Origin of the sequence: Pseudomonas sp. P20 (genome assembly GCF_016463925.1) — a bacterium.
GTDB classification, from domain to species: Bacteria; Pseudomonadota; Gammaproteobacteria; order Pseudomonadales; family Pseudomonadaceae; genus Pseudomonas; species Pseudomonas aeruginosa.
Map to the genome: position 1 here is coordinate 418,813 of NZ_JAEMVM010000007.1, position 13,032 is coordinate 431,844.

Genomic DNA, 13,032 nt, shown 5'->3' on the forward strand with positions numbered 1-13,032 from the left:
CGCCGTTTGGGGACAACGAAGCGGTGCTCCGGCAAATTCGCGGCGCCGTGCTAGCTTTTCCAGAATCCGCTACGGACGTTGTCGGGCCAAGGGCCGGAGCCTGCCTTTCCGGTGCCAGGGGCGGTTCTCGTACGGAGCCAGACTCCTTCCTTGCGCACGGTGAGCGATATGGATGACACGACGATCGTCAACGTAGGTACCGAGAAGATCAACGCGCTCTGGGCGACGGTGTCCCAGTACGCCTTCGCCTTCGGCATCAAGATTCTCGCGGCCATCGCCTTCTGGGTGATCGGCCGCTGGCTGATCGGCTTCGCCGTCGGCATGGTGCAGAAATCCCTCGAGCGGCAAAAGGTCGATCCCACCGTGCTGCGCTACGTGGGTTCGTTCATCACGGTGACCCTGAACGTGCTGCTGGTGGTGGGCATCCTCGGTTTCTTCGGCATCCAGACCACCAGCCTGGCGGCGCTGATCGCGGCGGTCGGCCTGGCCATTGGCATGGCCTGGTCGGGATTGCTGGCGAACCTGGCGGCCGGCGGCTTCATCATCGTCCTGCGGCCGTTCAAGGTCGGCGACTTCATCTGCGCCGGCGGAGTGACCGGCACGGTCAAGGAGATCGGCCTGTTCACCACGGCGATCAACACTCCGGACAACGTGCTGACCATGGTCGGCAACAACAAGATATTCGGCGACAACATCCAGAACTTCACCCACAACCCGTTCCGCCGGGTCGAGTTGAAGGCGCAGCTTTCCGGTGCCGCCGACTACCAGGCGGCCATCGCCCTGCTCAGGCAGCGCGTCGCGGCGATTCCCAACGTGCTCGGCGAGCCGCCGGTGGACGTGGAGATCCTCGAGTTCAACCTGGTCGGGCCGGTGCTGGCGGTGCGCCCGTATTGCCACAACGACCATTACTGGCAGGTCTATTTCGATACCAACAAGGTGATCAAGGACGCCCTCGGCGCCGACTTCCCGGCACCGATGCCGGCGCAGACGGTGATCGTGCAGCAGTCCGCCGGCGCCTGACATTTCCCGCTCGGCACCGACGCCCCGTCCTGCGGGGCGTTGGCGTTTGTGCGCGGACCGGGTGGCGGGCCGCGCGGAGAAAACGGGCCATCGGCGAGTCCAACGGGCACCCCGGCGAACAAGGTATAGTGCGGGCCTGCAACCGTCGCCGCAGCCGGCCGGGTTTCATCGGGAAAAGGATTCCGTGTGTTCTTCAGATTGCTCTTGATCGCCGTCCTGCTGGCGGTATCCGCGTGCAGCTCCAAGGCTCCCGGCCCGGGGGCGTCGGTGCCGAAGGTCGTGCGCGGCGAGTATCGCGTCAAGCGCGGCGACACCCTCTATTCGATCGCCACCCGGCACGGCTGGAACTACAAGGACCTGGCGCGCGCCAACGGCATCCGCCCGCCCTACGCGGTCAAGGTCGGCCAGGTGGTGCGCTTCGACGGGCGCAAGTCGACCTACGTCGCCAGTAGCCGCTCTTCGTCTAACACCCGTGCGCGCAAGCCGCCGCCTCCGCCGCCGTCGGTGACCCTGCGCGGCTGGCAGTGGCCGATGAAGGGGCCGGTGATCCGCCGCTTCTCCAGTTCCGACAAGCTCAACAAGGGCATCCGCATCGCCGGCACCCTGGGCCAGCCGGTGCAGGCCTCGCTGGCCGGCAAGGTGGTGTTCGCGGTGAACAACATGCGTGGCTACGGCAACCTGGTGATCATCCAGCACGGTACCTCGTACACCAGCACCTACGCGCACAACAGCCGCTTGCTGGTGAAGGAGGGGCAGATGGTCGGCAAGGGCCAGAAGATCGCCGAGGCCGGTTCCTCGGATGCCGACCGGGTGCAGCTGTACTTCGAGATCCGCCAGAACGGCCGGCCGCTCGACCCGCTGAGCCTGCTGCCGCCGTCCTGAGAGAGGAGCGGATCACTGCGGGGTGCGGTCGACCCACTTCGGCGCCACGCTCGGCGTCCAGGCGGCGAGGGCATCGAGCAGCGCCGCCGGGCTGGCGCCGCGCTGCAGCATGCCGCGGTGTTCGGCGCGGACGAAACGTTCGTCGACCAGGTGGTCGAGGAAAGTCAGCAGCGGGTCGTAGAAACCGTTCACTTCGAGCAGGCCCAGCGGCTTGGCGTGGTAGCCCAGTTGGCCCCAGGTCCAGACCTCGAACAGCTCTTCCAGGGTGCCGAGCCCGCCGGGCAGGGCGATGAAGGCGTCGGCCAGTTCGGCCATGCGTGCCTTGCGCGCGTGCATGCCGTCTACCACTTCCAGGCGGGTCAGGCCCTTGTGGCCGATCTCGGCCTCCTGCAGGCTCTGCGGGATGATCCCGATCACTTCGCCGCCGGCGGCCAATGCGGCGTCCGCCACGGTGCCCATCAGACCGACCGCGCCGCCACCGTAGACCAGGGTCAGGCCGCGCTCGGCCAGGTGCCGGCCGAGGGCCACGGCGGCTTCCTGGTAGACCGGGGAAGCGCCGGGGCTGGCGCCACAGAATACGCAGACGGAACGCAAGGTCATGATCGACTCCTGTCGGGGGTGGAAAAAGGCGCACAGGGTAGCGGCTGGGAGCGCTTCGACCAAGCCGTGCGAAGCGTTGCCGGACGTTGCGTCGCAGGCGCGAAGCGGCACATCTGTGCTAAAACAGGAGTTCCCCGTAGTAAACGCCGGGCAGATCCCGCTCGATGCCCCGCCACGTCCGGTTCGGGTTTGACCTGAATCAGTGGAACTCGGTGCCCGATCGGGCAGTCTGCTCTTTCAGGATTCATCGCCCAACCTGCCTAGGAGGCTGCTCCATGCTACGTAAACTCGCTGCGGTATCCCTGCTGTCCCTGCTCAGTGCGCCGCTGCTGGCTGCCGAGTGCTCGGTGGACATCCAGGGTAACGACCAGATGCAGTTCAACACCAATGCCATCACCGTCGACAAGAGCTGCAAGCAGTTCACCGTCAACCTGTCCCACCCCGGCAACCTGCCGAAGAACGTCATGGGCCACAACTGGGTACTGAGCACCGCCGCCGACATGCAGGGCGTGGTCACCGACGGCATGGCTTCCGGCCTGGACAAGGATTACCTGAAGCCCGACGACAGCCGTGTCATCGCCCACACCAAGCTGATCGGCTCGGGCGAGAAGGACTCGGTGACCTTCGACGTCTCCAAGCTGAAGGAAGGCGAGCAGTACATGTTCTTCTGCACCTTCCCGGGCCACTCCGCGCTGATGAAGGGCACCCTGACCCTGAAGTGATGCGCGAGCGATCCGCTGCATGAAAAAGCCCGGCCGCTGCCGGGCTTTTTCATGGGCGCGCGCCGGGCTCAGCGCGCGTAGCGTGCCGCCATCGCCTCGCCGGCCAGTTGGTGCACGCGCCGGGTCGGATGCCACTCGTCCCAGAAGTAGTACTGGTCCGGGTTGGCGCAGGCCGGGCGGACGCTGGGCTGGGTCGGCTGGCAGGGCGCGTCCAGCTCCACCAGGCCATAGCGCGCCGGGTTGCGCCGCAAGTGGCGGCTGAAGGTGAGATGGTCGAACCAGCTCAGCTCCAGGCCGCGGGTCTTGCGCAGGGCGGCGAGCTGGATCGGCAGGCTGGCGTTGACTGCCTGCAGGTAGCGCTGCGCCCGCTCGACCCGGTTACCGGCGACCACCGCCGGGACCACGCTCAGGTCGGTCGAACTGACCACCAGGAAGCGTCGTGCGCCGGCCTCTCCGAGACGCTGCACCGCGGCGCGGATGTTCGCCACGCTGCTGCCGGCCAGTTGTTCCAGGGGCTGCTCGCCGGCGAAATCCTCGTGCTCGAAGAAATCGTTGGCGGAGACGAAGATGAAGTGCAGCGCCTGGCCATCGACCGGCTTGCCGTCCAGCGTGGCGAGGTAGGCGTCGACCTGGCCGGCGAGGCCGGTATGGCGGTAGGCGCTCATCCAGCCGTAGTAGTTGTCCGCTCCGCTCTTGGCGCCGCCCACCGCATGGTCGGCCAGTTGCGCACCAAGCTGGCGGGCGAGCACCTCGACGGCGGTCGGGCCGTTGCTCCAGCGGCCCTGCCAGTAGACTTCGCCGGGCAATGCCTGGGCGCCGGCGATGCCCTTGGCGAGCATCTCGCGGGTCAGTCGCTGGCTTTCGCCGTTGTCCGAATAGCTGTCGCCGAAGGCGTGGATCTGCCGTACCGGCGCGAGCAGCGGGGATGTGTGTCCGCAGGCCTGGCCGGCCAGCAGGACACCGAGGAGCAGGGCGGGGAGACGGGTGCGCATGGCTGGCCTTCGCAGGGATACAGCTTCCTTCTAGCGCGCCGCCGCGCGGACTTGAAGACCTGGTTGCGACAGGCACATTCCCGCCCGCGACAAAGGCCCGTCGACGACGGGCCTGCCGCACGGACCGGGAGGCTCAGGGCGCCTTCGGCAGTTCGCGCTTGTGCTGGGTCTTGTGGTAGGTGTCGACGATCACCCGCGCAGCTTCCTCGCGCAGCGGCTGGCCGTGCAGGAAGGCGTCGATCTCGGCATAGGTGACGCCGTGGGAAGCCTCGTCCGGATGGCCGGGGCGCAGGTCCTCGAGGTCGGCGGTGGGGATCTTCTCCACCAGGTTCTCCGGAGCGCCGAGGGCGCGGGCGAGGGCGCGCACCTGATGCTTGGCCAGGCCGCTGAGCGGAGCCAGGTCGCAGGCGCCGTCGCCGAACTTGGTGAAGAACCCCATGACCGCCTCGGCGGCATGGTCGGTGCCGATCACCAGGCCGCCGCGGGCGCCGGCGATGGCGTACTGGGCGACCATGCGGATGCGCGCCTTGATATTGCCGATGACGAAGTCGCTCTTCGCCGGCTCGAGTCCTTCCAGGGCTTCCAGCTGTTCCGCCAGGGCTTTCACCGACGGACCGATGTTGACGGTCTGCTCTTCGTCGGCGCGGATGGTCGCCAGCGAGGCCTGGGCATCGGCCTCGTCCTGCTGCACCTGGTAGGGCAGGCGCACGGCGATGAAGCGGTAGGCCTGGTCGCCGGTCTGCTCGCGCAGTTGCTCGACGGCGCGCTGGGCCAGCAGGCCGGCGGTGAGCGAGTCGACGCCGCCGCTGATCCCCAGCACCAGGGTCTTCAGCCCGGAATCCTTCAGGCACTGCTGGATGAAGGCGATGCGCCGGGCGATCTGCGCCTGCACGTCGGCCTCCGACTGGAACGGCGGCTGGACCTGCAGGGCTTGGGCGATGTCGCGTTGGATCTGTTGCATGTTCGGGCTCCCGTTAGGTGCGAAAGGATTAGGCCGGCACGTTGAAGACGTGGCGGAGGTAGGCGACGAAGTTCTCGTCGCGGCATTGGGTCTTGCCCGGGGCGTCGGATATCTTCGCCACCGGATGGCCGTTGCAGGCCGTCATCTTCAGGACGATGTTCATCGGCTCGACCCCCGGGATGTCGCAGGTCAGGTTGGTGCCGATGCCGAAGCTGACGTTGATCTTGCCACGTAGCGCGCGGAACAGCTGCAACGCCTTGGGCATGTCCAGCCCGTCGGAGAACACCAGGGTCTTGCTCAGCGGGTCGATACCCAGGCGGCGGTAGTGGGCGATGGCTTTCTCCGCCCAGGCCAGCGGGTCGCCCGAATCGTGGCGCAGGCCGTCGAAGAGCTTGGCGAAGTACAGGTCGAAGTCGTCGAGGAAGGCATCCATGGTAATGCAGTCGGTCAGGGCTATGCCGAGCTGTCCGCGGTACTCGCGGACCCAGCAGTCCAGCGCCGCTTGCTGGCTGTCGACCAGCCGCGGGCCGAGTTGCTGATGGGCCATCAGCCATTCGTGGGCCATGGTGCCGATCGGCTTGAGGTCGTACTCGCGGGCCAGGTGCACGTTGCTGGTGCCGACGAAGCGGCCGGGGAAGTCGCGCTTGAGGATATGCACCACTTCCTCCTGGGTGCGGTAGGAGAAGCGCCGGCGGGTGCCGAAGTCGGCGACCTGGAATTCCGCGAGTTCCTCGCTGCTGGCCTGGGCGGAGAGCCAGTCGAGCTTGCGATAGAGCTGCTCGCCGACCTGTTCCAGGACCACCTCGCGGTAGCGATAACGGTTGCGCACCTCGCTGACGATGGCCAGCAGCGGCACCTCGAAGAGGATCACGTGCAGCCATGGGCCGCGCAGGCGGATTGCCAGTTGGCCATCCTCGATGCCGGTGTGCACGTAGCGCAGGTTGAAGCGGAACAGGCTGAGGAAGCGGATGAAGTCCGGCTTCATGAACGGGATGCGTTCGAGGAAGGCGAGCTGGTCGGCGGTTACCTCGACTTCGGCGAGGCGCTCGATCTGGTAGCGGATCTCCGCCAGGTACGGACGCAGGTCCTCGGCGTTGCGGCAGCGGAATTCCCACTCCACTTCGGCGTTGGGGTAGTTGTGCAGCACCGCCTGCATCATGGTCAGCTTGTAGAAATCGGTATCGAGCAGGTTCTGCACGATGCGCTCGGCAAAGACGCTTTCGGCCATGTTCACTTCTCCTTGTCGGCGCCGGCGAGGGCGCTATCCAGTCGTTCCAGGTCGGCGCAGAGGATCACCCCGGCGTCGCGCATCTCGTCGCAGGCCCGCTGCGCGGTGTCCTCGGCGATGGCCCGGCAGGCGGGCAGGTAGAGCAGCACCTCGAAACCGGCGCGGCGCAGTTGCAGGGCGGTGTTCTTCACGCAGTAGTCCAGCGCCAGGCCACCCACCAGCACATGGCTCACGCCATTCTGCCTCAGGTATTCGATGACCCCGGTGCTGCGGCGTTCCGCCAGATCGTGGTAGCAGGCGCCGTAGGGATGCAGGTCCGGCTCCACGCCCTTCCAGACGAAGAAGTCGTAGTCGATCGGCCGCGGCAGTTCGTCGAGCAGCTCGAAACCCGGCGTACCCGGTACGCAGTGGCTCACCCAGGTCAGGTCGGCATCCGGATAGGCCAGCGGCCGCAGCATCTGCTCGGCGCTTTCCACTACCCAGGCAGCCTTCGGGCTGTGCGCGTCCTTGCTGCCCAGGCGCAGCGCGGCGCGGCTGGCCAGTTGGTTGAGGGCGGCGCCGATGGCGTCGCCGCCGGGCACCGGCAGTTCGTCCGGGCACAGCGGGGTGAAGCCTTTCTGGGCGTCGACATCGAAGCTGGCGATCTTGCTGGGACGATTCATGGAAGCCTCCGCTTGACGGGTTGGGGCTGAATGTGGGTACATAATTCATCACGTGAAATAAGTCGTCAAGCACTTGTACTACAAAATTTCGCAGTAGAAGGTATTTACTATGCGTGATGAAATAAGTTCCCGGATTCGCCGACTGCCTGCCGGGATGAGCGGCGGACGCGCCCCCGACTTCGCCCTCGCGGTCTACGGTGGGGCGTTCGACCCGCCGCACCCCGGCCATGAGTCGGTGATCCGCCGGGCGCTGCTTTGCGCCGAACGGGTCGCCCTGGTGCCGAGCCACCGCCACGCCTTCGGCAAGCGCATGGGCGATTTCGAGCTGCGCTGCCGCTGGCTGGCGCGGCTGGCCCGGCGGATCGATCCGCGGCGGGTGTATTGCGAACCGATCGAAGCAGGATTGATGCCTGATCGTCCGGCGGTCTACAGCATCGACCTGCTGGAAGCGCTGGCCGCGCGTAGCGGCCTGGCGTCACCGCGGATCGCCCTGCTGATCGGCGCCGACAACGAGGCGGAGCTGCCGCGCTTCGAACGCGCCGCCGAATTGTGCTGGCGCTTCGGCCGGCTGGTGGCGGAGGAGCGGCTGCCGCTGCACAGCTCGATGATCCGCCAGCGCCTGCGTGAAGGACTGGCGGTATCGGAGGCCTGGTGCCTGCCGGAAGTGAAGGACGAACTGCACTGCTATGGCGGCGAACGCCAGGCGGGCTGAAGAGAGGAGTGACGATGAGTTCAGCGGAAGTATTGGCCAGCGTGGATATCGTGGCGTTGCGCCTGACCCCCGGGCACGGACTGGAGCTGTTGCTGATCCGCCGCGCCCAGGCGCCTTTCGCCGGCCAGTGGGCCTTGCCCGGCGTGCTGGTCAACGGCCGCAGCGCCGACCACAGCCTCGACGACGCGGCGGTGCGCGCCCTGCGCGACAAGGCGCGGCTGGAGCCGGCCTACATCGAGCAGGTGGCCACGGTCGGCAACGCGGTACGCGACCCGCGCGGCTGGTCGCTGAGCGTGTTCTACCTGGTGCTGGTCGGTCCGGACACCCGGGTGGAGGACGACGACCTCGACTTCGTGCCGCTGCGCGACGTTCGCAGCGAGCGCTTCGCCCTGCCGTTCGACCACGCCCAACTGGTACAGCAGGCCTGCGAGCGCCTGGCGAGCAAGTCGGTGTACAGCGCCCTGCCGCTGTTCCTGCTGGCGCCGCGCTTCACCGTGGCCGAGGCGCTGAAGGCCTTCGAGTGCGCCATCGGCCAGGAAGTCCAGCATTCCAGCCTGCGCGGGCGCCTGGAGCGGATGAAGGAGGCTGGCTGGGTCGAGGACACCGGCGAACGCCAGCGTCCGCCCATGGGGCGCCCGCAACACGTCCTGCATTTCACCCCGAAGCCGGGCGGCGCCTTCGTTTTCGACCGCAGCCTGCTGGCGTCCTGACAAACGGGTGCGGCAGGGCCGGTGAGGCCGCTCCCTGCCGCGCTTGCTAGACGGTGAAGCGCTGGATCTGCTGCTCCAGTCCGTTTGCCAGCTTCGCCAGCTCGACACTGGAGGTGGAGGTCTTCACCGCGCCCTCGGCGTCTTCGCCGATGCTGGCATTGAGCGAGTCGATGTTCTGGCTGACCTCGCTCGCGGTGGCGGTCTGTTCTTCCGTCGCCGTGGATATCTGCGCGTTGCTCTGGGCGATACCTTCGACCGCCTGGGCGATGAGACCGAGCGCCTTTCCCGCCTCGTGGGCGCGCTGGACGCTGACCTGGGCCTGCTCGCGTGACTGCTGCATCACGCTGACCGCGCTGCTGGCGCCTGCCTGCAGGGCTTCGATCATCTCGCGGATGGTTTCGGTGGCCTTGTGCGTATTGGTGGCCAGGCTGCGCACTTCATCGGCGACCACCGCGAACCCGCGTCCGGCCTCGCCCGCCCGTGCGGCTTCTATCGCGGCATTGAGGGCGAGCAGGTTGGTTTGCTGGGCGATGTTCTGGATGACTTCCAGAACGGTGCTGATTTCCTCGGTCTTGTTGCGTAGCGTGTCGATGACGGCTCCCGCCTCTCCGACCATGACCGACAGGCCCTGGATGGCGTCGAGGTTCGCATGCACGAGTCCGGTTCCGGTGTGCGCCTCGCTGTTCGCCGATTCCGCGCTGGCTGCGGCGGCCTGGGCGTTCCGCGCCACGTCCTGGACCGCCATGCTCATCTGGTGTACCGCCGTGGCGACCATGTCGGTCTGGTCGCCCTGGGACGTGGCGACATGGCTGACCTGGTTGCTGATGGCACTCATCTCGTCCGAGGTGATGGTGAGCTTCCTGGCTGTCTCGGCGAGATGCCGAAGCAGCGCCTGCTGGCTTTCCAGCATCATATTGAAGGCGCGCGCCGTATCGGACACTTCGTCGCGCCCGCGCGCATCGGCGCGGAGCGTGAGATTCGAGGAGTCCTGCACGCGGCGGATCACCCCGCGCAGATCGGAAAGCGGGCGCATGATCGACAGGCTGATGAACCAGGCCGCGGCGACGATGAGGACCAGGGCTGCGGCGCCGATGAGCAGGAAGGTGGTGCGCATGGAGTCGTAGCGTTTCTCCATCTGCTCGTTGAGCTTGGCGCCTTCACTGAGCTGCAGGTCGATCAGCGTCGACAGCGCGGTTCCCAGCGGATCGAACGCACCATACATCTCGCGATTGAACGTGCCGGCCTCGACGTTTCGCAGGCTTCCGGCCCTGGCCTGCTCGCCGTATGCCAGGGTCATCCGCTTGACCCGTTCCAGGGTGGGGACCAGCGACTCGATGATTTCCTTCTCGGCGGCAGTCCGGTGGTCTGCGGAATAGTCGGCCCACGACTTCTCGATGCGCGACAGCGCCCCACTCAACTCCTGCTGCAGGCGCTCTTCATCGAAGACCCCCGCACGGTACTTGTGCAGGGCGTCGACCACGCTGACCGCAACGGCGTCGGCGACGATCTTGAGCTGGCTGATGGGCTTCATCCGGTTGTTGAAAAGGTCCTGGAAGCTGGCATCGAGTCGACTGGCGTTGGCCAGCGCCATCGCGATGACCGTGACGAGCATCGTCAGCGGTAGCAGCGCCAGGACCAGCAGGCGGATTCGAACCGTGACGCCAGTGAGCATGGGACGTTCCGAGGTGAACCGAGTGAGAGTAAACGTCAAACCGGGCCGTGGCGCGTCTGGCGGGGGCCCGCTGAGGGTTGCTCCTGCTCCAGGCGCTCTACCATCCACTCGATGAAATGGCGCACCTTGGGGACTTCCGCGGCATGCTCGGGATAGGCCAGGTAGTAGGCCTCCTGGCTGGGCAGGGCGTGCGGCCAGGCGATCGCCAGCTTGCCTTCGGCGAGTTCCTCCTCGACCAGGAAGCGCGGTAGCAGGGCTACCCCGCAACCGGCCTGGGCGGCGCGGATGCACATGTAGAAGGTGTCGAAGCGTGGACCGTGGTAGCAACCCTGGCAATTTCGCTCCAGGCTGGCGAACCAGTCGTGCCAGGCCTCCGCGCGGCTGGCGTTCTGCAGCAGCACCAGCTCCGCCAGTTGGGTCGGTTCGTCCAGTCCGCCGGCCGGCAACAGGGATGGCGCGCAGACCGCCACCAGTTGTTCGCCGAACAGGCGGATGCACTCGGCGCCCGGCAGGGTGCCGGGGCCGAAGAAGAACGCCAGGTCGCAATGGCCCTGGCGCAGGTCGTCCGGTTCCAGTTCCTGGCGCAGGTCGAGGTGGATGTTCGGGTGGCGGTGGCGCCAGCCGTTCAGTTGCGGGATCAGCCAGCGCGCGCCGAAGGTCGGCGGGGTCGCCACTCGCAGCACTTCGGTCTCGCCGCCGTAGGAAAGCAGGAAGCGGGTGGACAGCTCTACCTGTTGCAGGATGCGTCGTACCTCGGCCAGGTACAGCTCGCCGGCCGGGGTCAGTTGCAAGCGCTTGCGCACCCGGCGGAACAGGGCGTGCTGCAGTTGCTCCTCGAGTTGCGCGACCTGCTTGCTCATGGCGCTCTGGGTCAGGCTCAACTCTTCGGCGGCGCGGGTGAAGCTCAGGTGCCGGGCTACCGCTTCGAAGCATTGCAGGGCGGTCATCGACGGCAGGCGGCGTTTGTTCAGCATGGCGGGTTTCCTGGCGCGGGTGGAGCGGGCGGAACGCGTTATATGAATAAACGGAATGACGTGGGGAGGAAAGCTCGCTTGCCGGAGTGCCGCGCGACGCTTATTACTGCCGGCAAGTCTCGCGATAGAGCATTCGCTGGCTTATGACGAATCCGTCACAGGGTTTTGCGCCGAACGTGGCGTCGCTAACGGATATGTTCATGTCGTATTCGAATCGACTTTTTCCGCCAAGTACCGAATTACGGGAAGTTCATGTTCATATTAATTTTAAAAACCGCTCTGTCCTGCACTTTCATTGAAAAAGAGGACCTCAATTAGTGCGTGGAACGCACCAGTGACGTGCAGTTTCTAACCGCTTCAATATCGTTGTAGAGTTATTCCTAGGAACGGTTCAGGCCTTGTGAAGCCTGGGCTGTAGCTCTCCGAAGGGGATTCGGAGAAATGCCTAAATGACTGATTTCCAATAACAAAGATAAAAACGGAAAGGAGGGCTAAAGTTCTTGTGGCCGGCCACTCAGGAAAAAAACGAATGGCACGCCGCTTGCTCTGCCTGTTGAGCGAAACACAACAACAACATCGTAGTTACGAGCGCCAACATCATCCTCAGGAGCAACACCCCATGTCCAAGAAGCTGTTCAGAAAAGGCATCCTGGCTCTCGCGGTTTCATCCGTGATGGGTCTTTCCACGCATGCGCTGGCCGACGTCGTGATCGGCGTGGCCGGACCGCATACCGGCGCCAACGCCTCCTTCGGCGAGCAATACTGGCGCGGCGCGTCCCAGGCGGCGGAAGACATCAACGCGGCGGGTGGGATCAACGGCGAGAAGATCAAGCTGGTCAAGGCCGACGACGCCTGCGAACCGAAGCAGGCCGTGGCCGTGGCCAACCGCCTGGTGGACCAGGACAAGGCCATCGCCGTGGTCGGCCATTTCTGCTCTTCTTCGACCATCCCCGCATCCGAGGTCTACGACGAGGCCGGGATCATCGCCATCACCCCCGGTTCCACCAACCCGCAGGTCACCGAGCGCGGACTCTCCGGGATGTTCCGCATGTGCGGCCGCGACGACCAGCAGGGCGTGGTCGCCGGCGACTATATCGTCAACGTGCTCAAGGCCAAGAAGGTCGCGGTGATCCATGACAAGGACACCTACGGCCAGGGCCTGGCGGACGCCACCAGGGCGCAACTGAACAAGCTCGGCGTGAAAGAGGTTCTCTACGAGGGCCTGACTCGCGGCGAGAAGGACTTCAACGCGCTGGTCACCAAGATCCGCGCCTCCGGTGCCGAGGTCGTCTACTTCGGCGGCCTGCATCCGGAAGCCGGTCCGCTGGTACGGCAGATGCGCGAACAGGGACTGACCGCCAAGTTCATGTCCGACGACGGCGTGGTCACCGACGAACTGGCGACCACCGCCGGCGGTCCGCAGTACGTCAAGGGCGTGCTGATGACCTTCGGCGCCGACCCGCGGCTGATCCCCGACGGCAAGGCGGTGGTGGAGAAATTCCGTGCCGGCGGTTTCGAGCCGGAAGGCTACACCCTCTACTCCTACGCCTCGATCCAGTCCCTGGCGGCGGCCTTCAACGGCGCCGGCGCCAACGATCCGGCCAAGGCCGCCGAGTGGCTGAAGTCGCATCCGGTGCAGACCGTGATGGGCAAGAAGGAATGGGACAAGAAGGGCGACCTGAAAGTCTCCGACTACGTGGTCTACGAGTGGGACGACAAGGGCAAGTACCACCAGTTGCCCTGATCGCGCTCGACCGCCATGCGCCGGGCACAGGCCCGGCGCATGGGTAAGTCCGGGAGCTGCTGAAGTGCTCGCCCGTGCTTGCCGCCGTAGTGCGGATTCACCGAAGACGTCTGCGTGTGGTCGGTCTGGAGTCCCGCGATCCGGGGCCGTTTC

The 13,032-nt window shown here is 66.0% G+C and carries 13 protein-coding genes; 6 read left to right on the plus strand and 7 right to left on the minus strand.

The window, feature by feature from the left end; all coding sequences use genetic code 11:
- Positions 1 to 168: 168 nt before the first annotated feature.
- Both JHD77_RS09295 and JHD77_RS09300 read left to right on the plus strand, forming a co-directional pair.
- On the plus strand, positions 169 to 1,020 hold the full coding sequence (locus JHD77_RS09295; protein WP_003457447.1) for a mechanosensitive ion channel family protein: 852 nt from the start codon (positions 169 to 171) through the stop codon (positions 1,018 to 1,020).
- Between the two features lie 186 nt (positions 1,021 to 1,206).
- Positions 1,207 to 1,902 (plus strand): peptidoglycan DD-metalloendopeptidase family protein, encoded by a 696-nt coding sequence (locus tag JHD77_RS09300; RefSeq protein ID WP_003112288.1) that lies wholly within the window; start codon positions 1,207 to 1,209, stop codon positions 1,900 to 1,902.
- A 12-nt stretch (positions 1,903 to 1,914) separates the two neighbouring features.
- Here the strand turns inward: JHD77_RS09300 and JHD77_RS09305 are convergent, their stop codons facing one another.
- Positions 1,915 to 2,502, minus strand: coding sequence for a TIGR00730 family Rossman fold protein (locus tag JHD77_RS09305; protein WP_003123561.1), 588 nt, complete (start codon positions 2,500 to 2,502; stop codon positions 1,915 to 1,917).
- A gap of 275 nt (positions 2,503 to 2,777) precedes the next feature.
- Between JHD77_RS09305 and azu the strand changes: the two genes are divergently transcribed.
- Positions 2,778 to 3,224 carry an azurin gene (azu, locus tag JHD77_RS09310; protein ID WP_003095591.1) on the plus strand — a complete coding sequence of 149 codons (447 nt, stop codon included), beginning with the start codon at positions 2,778 to 2,780 and terminating at the stop codon, positions 3,222 to 3,224.
- A 68-nt stretch (positions 3,225 to 3,292) separates the two neighbouring features.
- Here the strand turns inward: azu and choE are convergent, their stop codons facing one another.
- The 4 genes from choE to JHD77_RS09330 all read right to left on the minus strand — a co-directional run bounded on the left by choE (position 3,293) and on the right by JHD77_RS09330 (position 7,067).
- Positions 3,293 to 4,216 carry a cholinesterase ChoE gene (gene choE / locus JHD77_RS09315; RefSeq protein WP_003100000.1) on the minus strand — a complete coding sequence of 308 codons (924 nt, stop codon included), beginning with the start codon at positions 4,214 to 4,216 and terminating at the stop codon, positions 3,293 to 3,295.
- Positions 4,217 to 4,349: 133 nt separating this feature from the next.
- A complete protein-coding gene (gene nadE, locus JHD77_RS09320) occupies positions 4,350 to 5,177 on the minus strand; it encodes an ammonia-dependent NAD(+) synthetase (RefSeq protein ID WP_003099998.1) in 828 nt (275 codons plus the stop codon).
- Between the two features lie 28 nt (positions 5,178 to 5,205).
- Positions 5,206 to 6,405 (minus strand): nicotinate phosphoribosyltransferase, encoded by a 1,200-nt coding sequence (gene pncB, locus JHD77_RS09325; protein WP_003099996.1) that lies wholly within the window; start codon positions 6,403 to 6,405, stop codon positions 5,206 to 5,208.
- Between the two features lie 2 nt (positions 6,406 to 6,407).
- Positions 6,408 to 7,067: a nicotinamidase gene (locus JHD77_RS09330; protein WP_003095584.1), complete on the minus strand. Its 660-nt coding sequence runs from the start codon at positions 7,065 to 7,067 to the stop codon at positions 6,408 to 6,410.
- A 109-nt stretch (positions 7,068 to 7,176) separates the two neighbouring features.
- On the opposite strand from JHD77_RS09330, the gene JHD77_RS09335 reads away from it, so the two are divergent.
- Positions 7,177 to 7,779 (plus strand): adenylyltransferase/cytidyltransferase family protein, encoded by a 603-nt coding sequence (locus tag JHD77_RS09335; RefSeq protein ID WP_049950169.1) that lies wholly within the window; start codon positions 7,177 to 7,179, stop codon positions 7,777 to 7,779.
- A gap of 14 nt (positions 7,780 to 7,793) precedes the next feature.
- The gene (locus JHD77_RS09340; protein ID WP_023103564.1) at positions 7,794 to 8,489 is read left to right on the plus strand and encodes an NUDIX domain-containing protein; all 696 of its coding nucleotides are present in this window, start codon (positions 7,794 to 7,796) and stop codon (positions 8,487 to 8,489) included.
- Between the two features lie 46 nt (positions 8,490 to 8,535).
- Here JHD77_RS09340 and JHD77_RS09345 read toward each other — a convergent pair whose 3' ends face one another.
- Positions 8,536 to 10,161 (minus strand): methyl-accepting chemotaxis protein, encoded by a 1,626-nt coding sequence (locus JHD77_RS09345; RefSeq protein WP_031756971.1) that lies wholly within the window; start codon positions 10,159 to 10,161, stop codon positions 8,536 to 8,538.
- Between the two features lie 35 nt (positions 10,162 to 10,196).
- Positions 10,197 to 11,135, minus strand: a complete 939-nt coding sequence (locus tag JHD77_RS09350) for a LysR substrate-binding domain-containing protein (RefSeq protein ID WP_012614609.1) — start codon at positions 11,133 to 11,135, stop codon at positions 10,197 to 10,199.
- A gap of 619 nt (positions 11,136 to 11,754) precedes the next feature.
- Between JHD77_RS09350 and JHD77_RS09355 the strand changes: the two genes are divergently transcribed.
- On the plus strand, positions 11,755 to 12,879 hold the full coding sequence (locus JHD77_RS09355; RefSeq protein ID WP_003116179.1) for a branched-chain amino acid ABC transporter substrate-binding protein: 1,125 nt from the start codon (positions 11,755 to 11,757) through the stop codon (positions 12,877 to 12,879).
- Positions 12,880 to 13,032: the final 153 nt, after the last annotated feature.

What these genes read in the sequence shown, in the direction of transcription:
- JHD77_RS09335 (WP_049950169.1), top strand. Translation starts at nt 7,177, where the DNA reads ATGCGTGATGAAATAAGTTCCCGGATTCGCCGACTGCCTGCCGGGATG.
- nadE (WP_003099998.1), bottom strand. Translation starts at nt 5,177, where the DNA reads ATGCAACAGATCCAACGCGACATCGCCCAAGCCCTGCAGGTCCAGCCG.
- JHD77_RS09305 (WP_003123561.1), bottom strand. Translation starts at nt 2,502, where the DNA reads ATGACCTTGCGTTCCGTCTGCGTATTCTGTGGCGCCAGCCCCGGCGCT.
- JHD77_RS09340 (WP_023103564.1), top strand. Translation starts at nt 7,794, where the DNA reads ATGAGTTCAGCGGAAGTATTGGCCAGCGTGGATATCGTGGCGTTGCGC.
- JHD77_RS09345 (WP_031756971.1), bottom strand. Translation starts at nt 10,161, where the DNA reads ATGCTCACTGGCGTCACGGTTCGAATCCGCCTGCTGGTCCTGGCGCTG.
- JHD77_RS09330 (WP_003095584.1), bottom strand. Translation starts at nt 7,067, where the DNA reads ATGAATCGTCCCAGCAAGATCGCCAGCTTCGATGTCGACGCCCAGAAA.
- JHD77_RS09295 (WP_003457447.1), top strand. Translation starts at nt 169, where the DNA reads ATGGATGACACGACGATCGTCAACGTAGGTACCGAGAAGATCAACGCG.
- choE (WP_003100000.1), bottom strand. Translation starts at nt 4,216, where the DNA reads ATGCGCACCCGTCTCCCCGCCCTGCTCCTCGGTGTCCTGCTGGCCGGC.
- azu (WP_003095591.1), top strand. Translation starts at nt 2,778, where the DNA reads ATGCTACGTAAACTCGCTGCGGTATCCCTGCTGTCCCTGCTCAGTGCG.
- JHD77_RS09350 (WP_012614609.1), bottom strand. Translation starts at nt 11,135, where the DNA reads ATGCTGAACAAACGCCGCCTGCCGTCGATGACCGCCCTGCAATGCTTC.
- pncB (WP_003099996.1), bottom strand. Translation starts at nt 6,405, where the DNA reads ATGGCCGAAAGCGTCTTTGCCGAGCGCATCGTGCAGAACCTGCTCGAT.
- JHD77_RS09355 (WP_003116179.1), top strand. Translation starts at nt 11,755, where the DNA reads ATGTCCAAGAAGCTGTTCAGAAAAGGCATCCTGGCTCTCGCGGTTTCA.